The organism is Methylocella sp. CPCC 101449, from assembly GCF_031921685.1.
Lineage (GTDB): Bacteria > Pseudomonadota > Alphaproteobacteria > Rhizobiales > Beijerinckiaceae > Terripilifer.
In genome coordinates, this window is the sequence record NZ_JAPDHU010000004.1 from 569,987 (window position 1) to 582,575 (window position 12,589).

General features: G+C 54.0%; 17 protein-coding genes. 7 read left to right on the forward strand and 10 right to left on the reverse strand.

The window, feature by feature from the left end; genetic code table 11:
* Nucleotides 1–341: 341 nt before the first annotated feature.
* Entirely contained in the window at nt 342–1,928 is a 1,587-nt protein-coding gene (gene groL / locus OIM99_RS27350; protein ID WP_311853685.1) for a chaperonin GroEL, read from the forward strand.
* Nucleotides 1,929–2,068: 140 nt separating this feature from the next.
* On the forward strand, nt 2,069–2,305 hold the full coding sequence (locus OIM99_RS27355) for a hypothetical protein (protein WP_311853686.1): 237 nt from the start codon (nt 2,069–2,071) through the stop codon (nt 2,303–2,305).
* A 682-nt stretch (nt 2,306–2,987) separates the two neighbouring features.
* Here OIM99_RS27355 and OIM99_RS27360 read toward each other — a convergent pair.
* The 8 genes from OIM99_RS27360 to OIM99_RS27395 all read right to left on the reverse strand — a co-directional run bounded on the left by OIM99_RS27360 (nt 2,988) and on the right by OIM99_RS27395 (nt 6,593).
* Nucleotides 2,988–3,224, reverse strand: a complete 237-nt coding sequence (locus tag OIM99_RS27360; RefSeq protein ID WP_311853687.1) for a hypothetical protein — start codon at nt 3,222–3,224, stop codon at nt 2,988–2,990.
* Nucleotides 3,225–3,391: 167 nt separating this feature from the next.
* On the reverse strand, nt 3,392–3,901 hold the full coding sequence (locus OIM99_RS27365) for a hypothetical protein (RefSeq protein WP_311853688.1): 510 nt from the start codon (nt 3,899–3,901) through the stop codon (nt 3,392–3,394).
* Nucleotides 3,898–4,335, reverse strand: coding sequence for a hypothetical protein (locus tag OIM99_RS27370; protein WP_311853689.1), 438 nt, complete (start codon nt 4,333–4,335; stop codon nt 3,898–3,900). The genes OIM99_RS27365 and OIM99_RS27370 overlap by 4 nt, the downstream gene beginning before the upstream one ends.
* Nucleotides 4,336–4,593: 258 nt before the next feature.
* Nucleotides 4,594–5,241, reverse strand: a complete 648-nt coding sequence (locus OIM99_RS27375) for a hypothetical protein (RefSeq protein ID WP_311853690.1) — start codon at nt 5,239–5,241, stop codon at nt 4,594–4,596.
* Nucleotides 5,238–5,441 (reverse strand): hypothetical protein, encoded by a 204-nt coding sequence (locus tag OIM99_RS27380; RefSeq protein WP_311853691.1) that lies wholly within the window; start codon nt 5,439–5,441, stop codon nt 5,238–5,240. The genes OIM99_RS27375 and OIM99_RS27380 overlap by 4 nt, the downstream gene beginning before the upstream one ends.
* A complete protein-coding gene (locus OIM99_RS27385; protein WP_311853692.1) occupies nt 5,434–5,793 on the reverse strand; it encodes a hypothetical protein in 360 nt (119 codons plus the stop codon). Before OIM99_RS27385 ends, OIM99_RS27380 begins: the two co-directional genes overlap by 8 nt.
* Before the next feature lie 12 nt (nt 5,794–5,805).
* Nucleotides 5,806–6,153, reverse strand: a complete 348-nt coding sequence (locus OIM99_RS27390; RefSeq protein WP_311853693.1) for a hypothetical protein — start codon at nt 6,151–6,153, stop codon at nt 5,806–5,808.
* A gap of 116 nt (nt 6,154–6,269) precedes the next feature.
* The gene (locus OIM99_RS27395) at nt 6,270–6,593 is read right to left on the reverse strand and encodes a hypothetical protein (RefSeq protein WP_311853694.1); all 324 of its coding nucleotides are present in this window, start codon (nt 6,591–6,593) and stop codon (nt 6,270–6,272) included.
* Between the two features lie 219 nt (nt 6,594–6,812).
* On the opposite strand from OIM99_RS27395, the gene OIM99_RS27400 reads away from it, so the two are divergent.
* The 5 genes from OIM99_RS27400 to OIM99_RS27420 all read left to right on the forward strand — a co-directional run bounded on the left by OIM99_RS27400 (nt 6,813) and on the right by OIM99_RS27420 (nt 10,125).
* The gene (locus OIM99_RS27400) at nt 6,813–7,235 is read left to right on the forward strand and encodes a helix-turn-helix transcriptional regulator (protein ID WP_311853695.1); all 423 of its coding nucleotides are present in this window, start codon (nt 6,813–6,815) and stop codon (nt 7,233–7,235) included.
* A 278-nt stretch (nt 7,236–7,513) separates the two neighbouring features.
* Complete coding sequence (locus OIM99_RS27405; RefSeq protein WP_311853696.1) at nt 7,514–8,065, forward strand: hypothetical protein; 552 nt, start codon at nt 7,514–7,516, stop codon at nt 8,063–8,065.
* 267 nt (nt 8,066–8,332) lie between these two features.
* A complete protein-coding gene (locus OIM99_RS27410) occupies nt 8,333–9,214 on the forward strand; it encodes a hypothetical protein (RefSeq protein WP_311853697.1) in 882 nt (293 codons plus the stop codon).
* Entirely contained in the window at nt 9,214–9,411 is a 198-nt protein-coding gene (locus OIM99_RS27415; RefSeq protein ID WP_311853698.1) for a hypothetical protein, read from the forward strand. Before OIM99_RS27410 ends, OIM99_RS27415 begins: the two co-directional genes overlap by 1 nt.
* 27 nt (nt 9,412–9,438) lie before the next feature.
* Entirely contained in the window at nt 9,439–10,125 is a 687-nt protein-coding gene (locus OIM99_RS27420) for an SOS response-associated peptidase (protein ID WP_311853699.1), read from the forward strand.
* A gap of 351 nt (nt 10,126–10,476) precedes the next feature.
* On the opposite strand, the gene OIM99_RS27425 is transcribed toward OIM99_RS27420, so the two are convergent.
* Both OIM99_RS27425 and ligD read right to left on the reverse strand, forming a co-directional pair.
* On the reverse strand, nt 10,477–10,743 hold the full coding sequence (locus OIM99_RS27425; RefSeq protein ID WP_311853700.1) for a hypothetical protein: 267 nt from the start codon (nt 10,741–10,743) through the stop codon (nt 10,477–10,479).
* Between the two features lie 427 nt (nt 10,744–11,170).
* Entirely contained in the window at nt 11,171–12,154 is a 984-nt protein-coding gene (ligD, locus tag OIM99_RS27430; RefSeq protein WP_311853701.1) for a non-homologous end-joining DNA ligase, read from the reverse strand.
* Nucleotides 12,155–12,589 lie beyond the last annotated feature (435 nt).

The window sequence follows — 12,589 nt, forward strand, 5'->3', positions numbered from 1 at the left end:
AATTCTGCGCGGAGTGGCGCCGCCCGATATTTCGCTAACTTCGCTAAATATGACGCGCCAAGGGATCGCTCTGTGCCATTTGCCAGTGGTTCCATTAGCCCCGGTAGCGAGTCACGACGCTCTTCCAGGCGGTCGTCGACGCTTATGAAGAGAAGCTTAACTAAGGGGCGATCTCAAAGAAGAAGAGGAAGTCAATGTGCCCCTGTAATTCGAGAGCTCGAGACCCCATATGACGAAGACTTCGATTGACGCGGCATTCATAAGCATCACCTAAAGATGCCAGAAGTTGACATTTTGGCCAGTTGATTGCGAGCCTTCTCTAAACAGAACTGGCAACGACTGTGTCCGCCAAAGAAATCCGATTTTCGACAGATGCGCGTAGCCGAATGTTGCGCGGCGTCGAGCTCCTCAACAATGCTGTCAAGGTGACGCTGGGGCCTAAAGGGCGCAATGTCGTCATTGACAGGGCCTTCGGGAAGCCCCTCATAACTAAGGATGGAGTGACAGTCGCTACAGCAATCGAGCTTGCCGATAAGTTTGAAAATATGGGCGCTCAGATGATACGTGAGGTGGCTTCGAAGACCAATGATGTCGCTGGCGACGGTACCACCACTGCTACCATTCTTGCGGCTTCGATTCTGCGCGAGGGGGCTAAGTTTGTCGCTGCGGGCATGAACCCAATGGATATCAAACGCGGCATTTCTATAGGCATAGCAGCTGTCGTCAAAGATATTCAGGGGCGCGCCAGGAAGGTTAGGTCTTCTGATGAGATCGCACAAATTGGCATGATCGCCGCGAATGGAGATATCGCGATCGGTAAGATGGTTGCTAACGCCATGGAAAAAGTTGGCAACGCCGGCATCATCACCGTCGAGGAAGGCCAAACCGCAGAAACACTACTCGATGTTGTCGAAGGAATGCAGTTCGATCGCGGGTATGTTTCTCCTTATTTCATCACCAATGCTGCGAAAATGCGCGTGGAATTGGAGGATCCATACATTCTTCTCTATGAGAAGAAGCTTAGTAATCTCCAACCGATCTTGCCAATTCTCGAAGCCATTGTTCAGAGCGGGAAGTCATTATTGGTCATCTGCGAAGATGTAGAAGGCGAAGCGCTGGCGACACTGGTTATCAATAGGTTACGGGCCGGACTAAGGGTCGCCGCCGTCAAAGCCCCAGGGTTTGGCGATCGCCGCCAGGCAATTCTGGAAGACATTGCCGTGCTGACCTCTGGCCAATTGTTATCGGAAGATATGGGCGTCAAACTCGACAACGTCACCCTCAACATGCTCGGACGGGCCAAGCGTGTGCTGATCGAAGCGGACACGACTACTATTGTCGACGGCGCTGGCGATAAAGCGGCGATCGCGTCGCGGATCGCTCAGATCAAGATGCAGATCGAGGAAACAACCTCCGATTATGACCGCGAGAAGTTTCAAGAACGCCTCGCTAAGCTGGTCGGCGGGGTCGCCATTATTCGCGCCGGTGGCGCAACCGAGATTGAGGTTAGGGAAAAGAAGGATCGCATCGATGACGCGATTAACGCAACGCGTGCGGCCATCGAAGAAGGCATTGTACCGGGGGGCGGCGTGGCGCTGCTTCGTGCTAAGCCTGTTCTGCTATCGTTGATAGGTGATAACGGTGACGTAAAGGCCGGGATATCGATCATCATGAAGGCATTAGAGGCCCCAATTCGGCAGATTGCTGAAAATGCGGGCATCGAAGGCTCAATCGTAGTCGGAACGCTTACAGATAGTTTGGATCAGAATCAGGGCTTTGATGCCCAAGCGGAAACTTATGTCGATATGATCAAAGCTGGTATAGTTGATCCGGCAAAGGTGGTGCGTATCGCCCTGGAAGATGCAGGTTCAGTCGCATCCCTTCTAATTACCGCTGAAGTCATGATCGCGGACATCTCGGCAATATAAAGTCTTCCGAGATTGATCAGTATGAATCGTAGGTTGGCTTACGTGTACCGGCGCCTTCGAGGGCTGCCGAATGACCCATTAGCTCACGTTACGTCTTCTAATAAGATTGCCTATACTGGCTAAAAAGTGAGTTTCCATCAATGGATATCATTATTAAATCAAATGCCGACGGAACCTCTTGGGAGATGTCCGATTTGCTCGGGCGGTCAATGGGCCAAATTGTTCGCGTAGATCAGCTTTTCAGAATACAACCGGCGGGGCATGCCATCGAAACCATGGGTATCTTGAACCGAGCAACGTTTCATTCTCTTGATAAGATTCTGGAGGCGATAGAAACCCACACACGGGGTATTTGTCAGATCGACGGGGATCGTTAGTGCCGTCGCAATTGTGAGCTATTATCTTGAACGCCAAAAAACATAAAGCAGTGGCATAAAGGTAGTTTGAATGTGGTGGCTACTCGCGCTGCTGGAGCATGTTGATGCTCAACAACCATAATCCACTGAAGGGGTTTCGTTCGGATTCTCGGGGCTCTGCAAAAGCGCAATGGTTCGCTTTCGAGATCGACGATATTCAGCGACGCTTATCCTAACTGGCACGACGTAGCTACACAAACGAGGATAACGGCCATGGGCAAGTTCGAAATAAATTCAGAAAACATGATGCGCTGGATTTTCGTTGCAGCATCTGCCTTGTTAGTGGTGCTAGTTTATTTTGTGCACCAGCAATTCTAAATTCTATTTGGTTCGACGACCATCATTGGTAATTAAGTGGTTGTCTCGATCTAAGCTTTCAGCGGTTGTCGCATTCGATAGAGCTTGGAGTTCTCGTTGCAAATTGGCAATCGACTCCGCTGCAATCATCATGCGTAATTCATGTATGATCTGCCTCGTCGATGGAAGAACGATGCGCTTTCCAAAGCGGAACTCATTTCTCATGGCGTGACCCCTCGACGAAAAGAGCTTCCTTCGACTTTTCGATTCTTCTCACTCTGCGATAAGAGAATTGCTGCTCTCCGAGAGCAAGTTAGCGACTGTCCGGGTTTGGCAAGCAGCTTGCTTAAGGATAATTGCTGCTGTCTGTAAACGAGGCGAGATATGGTTTTACCCAAATAGCGCCATCAACAAGTGTGCTGAGTTCGGCATATTTCCAGTCATTTTGATTTGCGATAGCTCCATCTCCCATCCGTTTAAGCTTTTCGGGCGTTGCGAATCCAGCAATCTCATACCTTTTTAGAAATGGGCAGAATATGCTGAATTCGCGAACCAAGCGGTAGTCGCCATATAAACTAGTCATCGGTGATCTCCCTTGAGTTCTATTCTCATTGCTCTGGTCTCAGAAGAGAGATTGAGCGCAAATAGAAGCTTTTCAAAGGCGTTAATAATCAATGGCCTTATGATTCTTCGAAAGAGGGTCGCGGACTGTCGTTTGGGATACGATTCTACTTGCTGCTGGCCGCTCCCTCACGCCAACGCGGACCAGTCCGCCAAATCGAGCAAGAGGGATGTTTCGATGGCGATGTACGGGCAGCCTCCGCCGTCACGGTCGATCTCCCGCGCCCATTTCGCTCTTGCCTTGGATTGCTGCCCGTATTGTGAGGCCAGGACAGTCAGCTTGAGGCGCACGCCATCAAGGTCCGTGGCCTTAACGCCGGAAATGGCCCGCTCAATTGCCGAGCACCTATCGTCTGCCGCGACATAGGCCGCTTCCGTTTCCTTCGGGGAGATGGCAGCGATAAGCTTCTGATGCTCTGCATCCCATGCATTCAAGGCATTGGTGGCCTCGATTGGATCTTGGAATGCCTCCGGTTTGGGTTTCTTCTTCCGATGTTCAATCATCAGGTCTTCCACCTTGTTCCAGGCGGCTTGTGCAACAGCCCTGGAGCGGATGGCGAGACGCCATTGCATGAACAGCCTTCCAAGCTTGTCGGGGCTGCGACGTGGACGCGATTGCGGGTCGATGACGTTGCTCATTGCGTGGTCACTCCCTTGGGATTTGCAAGAAAATCCCAATCGGCCAGATCAAGGATGAGAGAAGCCAGAAACGCATCGCCATCGTCGCGGTTATCGATGCTTTCGCGTAGATGACGTATAGCGTCATCTTTGCAGCCGTCGTAGCGGAGGGCTTCGACGGTTCCCTTGACACGCAAGCCAGTTAGACTTTGTGTAGGAATGGCGGCAATCTGGAATTCAAGGCGGGCGCAAGCGCCGTTGGACTTATTGAGCGCCGTTTCCAGCGCTTCCATTTGAGGATTATCGCTCGCCACGCCCTTCATGGCGGTCATGATTTGATGAACATCCGTGTAAGATTCCCGCCACTGTGCATAGAGACGCAACAGCTTCGCATCATTGGCGGCATTGGCGCGCAACAGGCGACCAGCATCGATTGCCGCAACAGTTTTCGGCATTGTGGTTCCTCGTAGAAATTAAGCGTTGTCTAGTGAAGCGTGCGAGGCGGCTTCAAAGCCGTTGAATCGCAACCTGGGCATTCGCCACAAAGGGAAGATCGGGCAGGTGCATGAGTGCCGGCAATCGCTTCAAGGCGATGTAGAGTTCTGGCCTGACTATCACGAAAAGAAATCGGATCATTCGCCCGCCAAATTCGAAGGCCGCAAATTGCTTTACGCATCCAGTTTGCCGCGCGTTTCTCGAACTCTGACACGGGGTCATGTGGCTTTCTCATGGCCGCCTCCGTCGATGCCGGCCAGCCACGCGATATCCGCTGCAATCGTGTCTGCGGCCAGTTCATCAATGTTGAGGATGAGGACCGTTTTCAGATGCAACGCCTCCAATGTGGCGGGCTTGATCTTGAACAACGCAGCGTGAGCGGCTTGACCTTTCTTTTCGGCCTTCATGACCTCAGCCCATAACTTTTTGAGACGGCCCGGATCGGCGCCGTTTTCCTGCGCCTCACGATATCGATCGTTGATTTCATGCTCGGCTTCGCAAAGCTCGGCGTATGCATCGAATGCAGCCTGAATTTCTCCCGTGTTCATGCCGCCAGAGCGCATATGCTGGAGACGGCGCAGCGAGCGCAGAATGGTATCGATCAGGACCATGGAGTGGGGTCGCCCGTTGGCATCCTGACCCTCTTGCAATTCATTGTCGGCGGCTAATGCAAATTCAATGAGAGCGATCAGTCCGCCCAAAGTGGCCGGCGATGCTTTGATAAGGTCTCTGAAAGCCTCGCATTCCGCATGCGTGAGCTTGTTGAATTCTGCATCAGGCAAGCCGTCGTTGGCCGCGTTGGTGACTTGAACCGCAGAGGAATAATTCTGCATCAGCTTGGATAGGGTCGGTTCGGGTGCTATCATCGGTTTTGCTCCCTATAATAAAGCTCAACGATTTCCGCCGCTCGCTCTTTGAAAATCCCAATGAGAAGGCACAGGGCCTCTAAATCGGCTTCGTCGCGGCTCGCGCTAAGAGGCATCATCAGATGAGCCATGCGGGGCATATCGCGAACGGCCGCCTCCTGGCAGCGCGAACGCCTGATCTTGCGGGCTGATTTAGCCATGTCGGTTCCTCCGCTTGTCCTTCGCGGGGCCCGGTAAGAAAGCCTTGAGCGCACTGCCGAGGTTTTTGATCAGGAGAACCGCGTCGCGATCATCGTAGTAGCCGAGGCCGGCTTTAGGCCGAGCCTTCAATGCATAATCGAGCAATGCGATTGCGCCCTCAATCGTCGTTGGTCGCGTCGTCATCACTTGAGAAAATGCGCGCCCCTCTGACGAGGCGACACCTTCAAATCCGGCATCGTCTGCTGAATGGTCTTCCATCCGCGCGTTGATCGCAGCGTGGCGGCGGATCGCCTCAAAGACTGGATCGGGTTGCGGTTGAACTGTTTGCCGTGGGGCGTGACGATTGAGCATTTCGCCCCCCCCTTAATGAAACGCGAGACTGGGTTGCGATACGGTCGTCGGCCACTGCATCGGCCGGATGACGCGGAACTGATCATCGCGGTAGCAATATTCAGTGCCACCGTAAGGCGCAGTCATGCCGTTTTTGATCTCCTGTAGGAGAACTTTGTATTTTGACTTGCCGGCCGGCCTGGGCGTGTTTTTGGTGATTGAGCGCAGGGTATAGATTTGCCCGACAATCAGAGGATGCCAGTTACCCGTTTTTTCCGGGTCATAGACCGTTTCGACACAGATCAGCATGGAGCCCGGCGGGGTTTTCACGTCCAACTTTTTCAGCTGATTTTTCGAGAAAGATTTCGTGATCTTGGACATGTGCGATCTCCTTCGGCAGACGCCACAGCGCCGCCGTTGAATGTCTGAAATCTGAGAAGGAGGGGGCCGCTACGCAGCTACAGTTGCTACACTTGCAACGACGGCCCCGATGGCGATCAGGCCGCGAGAGCGAGAGCCGGGGAAGGCTTCACCCGGATCACGTTCGAAATGCTGGGCACTTCGAATTTGCAGGTGTCGGCGCCCAAGAATTTGCGCACGGCGTCAGTATCGAGACGGGCGGCAATCTGCTCGGAGCAGGTGATCAGGTATTTCGCACCGGCCATGCTGGCCAAGCCGCGCTTCTGGAATTCCGCCTTGTGCGCATCGAGTTCGGCCTTTGCGGCCTTCATGATCGCATCGGCCGCGCCGAGCATGTCGGCAAGAGCGGCGTCGGAGACATTGTGGAAACGGTTGATGGTGGTATTCGAGACGGTAGCCATGGCGAATGGTTCCTTTCGCTTTGGTCAGGGCTGCCTTGGTGCGTCCAACACCTTGGCGGCCCGCTCTACATGACATCTATGTTTTATCCATGATGTTATGTATAAGACATAATTAACTACACCCTATGCCCTGTCAATAGGGTTGTGGATGATCCATTGAAAAAATGATGAGCCATAGGTAAGCTTTTTCGATTGGATTTTATCGAAGGGGTTCCCCGCTTGGCCATTCAGATGACACCTGACCTTTGCCGCGCATCTCGCGCCCTTGTGAAGTGGCGGCAGGCCGACCTTGCAAAGCAATCGGGCGTGCCCGAGCCGACAATTCAGGCTTTCGAAAACGGCGATCCGGGCCGGCGAATGGCGACAATGAACAACAAAGCCATCGTGGAAGCCTTTGAGGCGGCCGGGCTCCAGTTCATCCCCGAGAACGGTGGCGGACTTGGCGTCCGCTATGCCAAGCCGGGCAAGAGCTGGGCTCACGAGGGCGTTAATGCCATTGCCGAGCGTCTCAAGGTGTCAGTCCAGGACGCGCAGGACGCTATTGATGCTGGCGCTCTAAAGGTGATCCGAGGCCTGGATAGTCCCTCGATCACCGAAGCAGAGGCAGCGCGATACGAGGAAGTAATTAGATCCGGACGGTGAAGGCTGAGGCGCCGGCACTGAGCGCAATTTTGCGCCCAATGGGTGGTGCGCAATCGGGCTTGAATTCCGCCTTTCGCGATTCCTTTCAGATGGTCGAGGTGTTGCGCTCGATCTCTGGAGAGCGCGATCATCGAGCGTCGGGTTGACTCGGCCCACAAAACCTATCGCTGAAAGCAGAGATAGCGGTGAATTATGGGGAGGAACTAAGCAGCCAACAGCAGATAGCCAAGCTGTTCCGGTTAGTGTCAAAGACAATTTAAGCCACTTCGGAGGACGGCATGCCGACAGCCTCTAACGGTCGCTACAGCCGGCGAGATCATTTTTTTGCCCGCAACCCGGATTGGACAGAGCGGGAAGACAACTTTATCCGCGAAAATTATCCTGACTATGAAAAGCTCACGAAAAAATTGTCGGGCCGATCTTACAACGCCATCCGCAATCGTTGTCGAGTTATCGGCGTGTCTCGGCGGCTAGAGTCGTGGACGGCAGCGGAAAAGCTTCGATTGAGAAAGCTTTGGCCAAAAGGCTCAAAGCGCGATTTGGGGAATGCGTTCCCAAACCGGACTCATAGTGCGATCAGATCTATGGCGCAGGCGATGAAGCTAACGAAACGCCTGGACCTATTTAGAACCAATGTTCCGCTCGTCGACGATATTCGGCAAAGAGCGCGTTCGTTGGGATACACAATGAGCGAGTTAGATACATTGGCACGATCCGGGCGGTTCTTTGCGGCTGGCTGCATCAAAGGCTCTGTTCCTCGTCCGCAGTATATCGAAGCTGCCGTCCGTCGATTGGGGGGCAGATTGACAGTGGTATGGAAGGAGTCCTGAAAGTAAGTGAGACGGCGCCGGGCTATGTTCTGTCGGCTCCGGTCGGCGCGTCACCATGAGCATTCGCAGCGCCCGAGCAATCTTCGTCATGCCGCAGCGAGCATAGACCTTCGCCCTACGGGGCAAGCCGCTGGCAGGCCGGTCGTCTGCCACCTTCCCAGACTGGCCCCACTTGCCCCGTCTCCGGCTCGCCGGGGCGGGGCTTTTTTGCGTTTTAGCGATCAGCGCATATTCTAGCGATGCGGCGTCGAATCGGTTGGGGGGCAGATGACGATTGCAGCATGCTATGTGTCGCCTGAGGGCTTGGTCTTAGGTGCCGACAGTACAGCGACCTATTTCACCCCGTCAGGTGAAGCCCATTTTTACAATCATGCTCAAAAGCTTTTTCAGATCGGCGAAGGGCCGACCAGCCTTGCTGCGGTCACTTGGGGCATGGGTGGGTTGGAGGTCAGCAGTTATCGGAGGATGTTTGCCCGATTGGGCGATGCCTTTAAGACTGCGCCGCCGGCAGATGTGAAAGACGCAGCTGATCGCTGGGTACAAATGTTTTGGGCCGAGTATCAAGCCGCCCCGGACTATATTTATTATCAAGGCTTAGCTGCGAAAACAGCCTATCAAGCGGGCGATCCTAATGACCGCTCTGAACTAGAGGAGAGGCAATTCAAAAACCTTGGCCATAATCTGGTTGTGGGATTTTGCTTAGGCGGTCAAACTGAACCTGACCGGTCGCCGACGGCTTTCGTGATGCTATTCGACCCCGCGGCTCCTTGCCCGGTGCCCTTTCAAATGGCTTCTGGATATTTCAATTTCTGGGGCGCTCCGAATGTTGTGCAGCGGCTGTTTTTGGGCTGGGATGACGGCATTTCAGGGGATGTTCTGAATTCTCCACATTGGACCGGCAATCAACAAGACTTGGCAGATATTATTGATAAACATAGGCTTCTGCCGCCAACCGCATTAATTCCTATCAGAGACGCAGTAGATTTCGTACATTTCGGGATATTCAGCACAATTAAGGCATTAAAGTTTAGTAATTTTTCACAAACCTGTGGCGGTCCTATCGAGATTGCGGTTATTACCGCCGACCGGCCATTCCGTTGGGTGCGTCACAAAGAGTGGAATTCGGCTATCATCGATGGAGCGCCGTGATGCTGAACAATCATATCAAGGGTGCGTTTGTGTCAAGCGCCAAGCAGGGCCGCCAACGAAGCTATACAACCGATCACGCCCCCGCAGCGGGATATATCGGCGGCAAAACAGCTTCCTCTTCTGATGATGTACGACGTGTATTGGGCGACCAACGCAAGGGCGTTGAGGTCAAGCCAGCAGAAAAGCAGAAGCGCTAGCACGAGCAATCGCTGTAGAAGTGCATTTTGGCGCACGCGATGTGCGGCCGCTTCTCGCAAGCCTACACCTGGGAAGAGGTCTATGCTTTCAGCTCGGGCCTGACCGATGCGCGGCCGGCCGGCGCCGGCAATCAGCAGCCGCGCTACAACATCGCCCCGACAACTGACGTCCAGATCATCCGCCGCGCTGCCGACGGCGGCTGCGAACTGATCATGGCGCGCTGGGGCCTGGTCCCTGGCTGGTGGAAGAAGCCGCTTAAAGGCATGCCGTCGACGTTCAATGCGCGTGTCGAGACGGTCGAATCCGCGGCCATGTTTCGCGAGGCATTCAAAAAACGCCGGTGCATCATCCCGGCGTCGGGCTTCTTCGAATGGACGGGGCCAAAGGCCGATCGGACGCCGCATTATTTCACCGGTCGCGATGGACAGATCCTCGCTTTCGCCGGCCTATGGGACCGCTGGAAAGACGAGAGCGGGATCGAAATAATTTCCTGCACGATCATCGTTCGCGAGGCCGACGAGTGGACCGCGAAATATCATGACCGTATGCCGGCGATGCTTCATCCCGAAGACTTCGACGCTTGGCTGAGTGGCGAGGGCGGAAAAGAGTTTCTGCAAAAGCCGCCGCGCGCGCTGCGGGAATGGATCGTCGACAAACGCGTAAATAAGTCGGGCGTCGGCGACGATGATCCCGAGACGATCAAGCCGGTGTAGGAAAATTCGATGCGCGACATGGCGTTGATGATTGATTAGAGCGGATCGCGCGTGACCCGCGAGAGCAAAGCGCGATCCTGGCCAAGCGTCATTGGGCAGTCGGCTTGGTTGCGTTAAATATATCGCCTGAAGAGCAGATGTAAAACGGGTCGCGCGTGGGGCTGGGGGGCTTTAGCGCGACCCTGGCCAAGAGCCGATGCTGGCGGCCCTGGTTGCGCTGAATTTAACAATTCACAGATGTCGAGAATAGATGACGATCGTCATTTCCGGTCTGACTCTACCTCTGACGAGGTAAATTTCGCAATCCATCCCCACGATATGCTTGCGGGCTCGCCATTAAAATGGCCGATGCTATTCCACGCGAAGTTTGACCATCAGATCACGCGCACGTCGCTTCACGGCGTGATCTGTCCTAGGCTCCGGCTGCGCAGTAAATTGCCGGATCATCTGCCGATCGGCCCACAGAGAGGCAGCGGTTCTGGAATGGAGCTTCAAAACCGCCTCGGCTTTTTCGAACGCTTCTTCATCAGTCGAGGCGTCAATGATGATCTCGCCTTTGACGTCGAAGCCATTTTCGTTGGTTAGATAAAGTGCATATACAGGGGGAGTTTTTTGCACGGTCTCTCTCCGCTGTTTGAGGACAGGCGAAAGCGAGCCACGCTAACAGTCGTCAGGGCCTGGATAGATTTCGTCCGACGATGTTTGCAAAATAGGCTCAATCGAACTGGTGTCCAATTATTTCTGGTGATTGCTCTTTGCTTATCGTGATGATCACTCGCTTCAAACTTCGGCCGGTTAGAGGGCGATAGTCGACTGCATCGCAGTGCACGCATTCGAATTTGAGCCAGAATCCGCTGCCTATGAAACGCACGGACGCAGTGCGATCCACCGGCAGAGTCCTTGCTGCACCACAGACAGCGCAAATGGTATCGTGTGAAGAATGGTCCATTCTTCGCACCGCTTTAAGCCCCGATGACGAAGATATTGGAAAACTGTAACTAAAACATGAGCGTCATTTGCTCAATTGCGGTCGATTTAGTCCGCATCAGGCTTCGCGACGCACTTCTTGTGGGCACTTATCGTTGCGTATGCCAACATAACTTGCTGCTCTTAAGAGGCCTTCTTTATCCCAAGTCATATAGTTCACTTCGGCAACGAGCTTCGGTTTGATCCAATGTGTTGTTGCTGGCCGCAGAGGTTTTCCGCGTCCTGTGATCTTCGGCAGTTTTGCGAGTGGCATCTTCTTCACTGCAAGAGGCTTTAGCTGCTTGAGAATGGAGATTAGACTCTTATCGTCGAAGCCTGTGCCGACGCGCCCGGCAAATTGAAGCTTGCCGTCATCATCGTAATATCCCAGCAGTAGAGCGCCGAAGCCAACGCGCGATCCTTCGGGGTCTGTCCAGCCGACGACGATGAACTCTTGACGCTTTGTGCATTTGACCTTGATCCATGAACCGGATCGGTCGTTGGTCATGTAGCCGGCTGTCGTACGCTTCGCGACGACTCCCTCTAATCCAATTTTGCAGGAAGCCGCCAAAAAATCGGCGCCGGGTCCGCCAAAATGTTGGTTGAAATGCAGTCCGTTCTTTCGAGCGATAAGCGGCGGCAGGAGCTGCTTGCGTTTCAGCAGAGGCAGGGGCCGAAGATCCTCGCCGTTCAGATGCAGCAGATCGAACGCGTAGTAGATGAGATTCGCCTCGCCAACATGGGCATTCTGCATCAGATTGAAGTTGGGCAATCCATCCTCATCGACTGCGCAAAGCTCGCCATCGATATAAGCGGCCTTGGCATTTATCTTCGAGAGAGCCTGGACGGCAGCTGGATATTTCGATGACCAGTCCAGACCTGTGCGCGTGAGAAGCTGAATGTTCTTGCCGTCGATCCGCGCCGCGATGCGGTAGCCATCCAGTTTTGGCTCATATACCCAGCCGTCGCCTTCGGGGGCGGCTGCCGCCAGCTTCGCGAGCTGCGGCTTCACGAATTTGGGCAGCGGTGCGTCCGGTCCGAGCTTTGCACGTTTTGCCGACATAGAACGCTCACGGCCACAAAAGAGCCCGCCAGTGGCACAGCCATGTCACTGGCGGGGGAAAAGTGTCTGGAACAGGAGCTAGACGGTTGGTGGGGGCAGCTCCTATCGGAATAACGATACGGAATTCGTCAGGTTCCACTATGACGAGAGAAATTTCGTAATCCACACGCCCGCAACGATCACGGCCACAACCACAGCCCAGAACAGAAACCGCTCAAGCGAGTAGGGGCGGGTGAGGCGGCTCATTGAAGCTGACTGGGGCCGATGCGCCATAGTTTGATCTGATTTTCAGAAAATTCGTTAAAGGCTATCGTTATATACCCTGTGGTGAAGTGAATAGCCTTTAGGATTGCCGTATCTATGAAGTGGCCGTGGTTGAGGGAAGTCCTGATTTTCCTGCTGGTCGTTGGCTTTGGTGTTTTTGCATGCGCCCAA

Coding starts and splice junctions, on each gene's coding strand:
- OIM99_RS27355 (WP_311853686.1), top strand. CDS start 2,069: ATGGATATCATTATTAAATCAAATGCCGACGGAACCTCTTGGGAGATG.
- OIM99_RS27360 (WP_311853687.1), bottom strand. CDS start 3,224: ATGACTAGTTTATATGGCGACTACCGCTTGGTTCGCGAATTCAGCATA.
- OIM99_RS27365 (WP_311853688.1), bottom strand. CDS start 3,901: ATGAGCAACGTCATCGACCCGCAATCGCGTCCACGTCGCAGCCCCGAC.
- OIM99_RS27370 (WP_311853689.1), bottom strand. CDS start 4,335: ATGCCGAAAACTGTTGCGGCAATCGATGCTGGTCGCCTGTTGCGCGCC.
- OIM99_RS27375 (WP_311853690.1), bottom strand. CDS start 5,241: ATGATAGCACCCGAACCGACCCTATCCAAGCTGATGCAGAATTATTCC.
- OIM99_RS27380 (WP_311853691.1), bottom strand. CDS start 5,441: ATGGCTAAATCAGCCCGCAAGATCAGGCGTTCGCGCTGCCAGGAGGCG.
- OIM99_RS27385 (WP_311853692.1), bottom strand. CDS start 5,793: ATGCTCAATCGTCACGCCCCACGGCAAACAGTTCAACCGCAACCCGAT.
- OIM99_RS27390 (WP_311853693.1), bottom strand. CDS start 6,153: ATGTCCAAGATCACGAAATCTTTCTCGAAAAATCAGCTGAAAAAGTTG.
- OIM99_RS27395 (WP_311853694.1), bottom strand. CDS start 6,593: ATGGCTACCGTCTCGAATACCACCATCAACCGTTTCCACAATGTCTCC.
- OIM99_RS27405 (WP_311853696.1), top strand. CDS start 7,514: ATGCCGACAGCCTCTAACGGTCGCTACAGCCGGCGAGATCATTTTTTT.
- OIM99_RS27410 (WP_311853697.1), top strand. CDS start 8,333: ATGACGATTGCAGCATGCTATGTGTCGCCTGAGGGCTTGGTCTTAGGT.
- OIM99_RS27415 (WP_311853698.1), top strand. CDS start 9,214: ATGCTGAACAATCATATCAAGGGTGCGTTTGTGTCAAGCGCCAAGCAG.
- ligD (WP_311853701.1), bottom strand. CDS start 12,154: ATGTCGGCAAAACGTGCAAAGCTCGGACCGGACGCACCGCTGCCCAAA.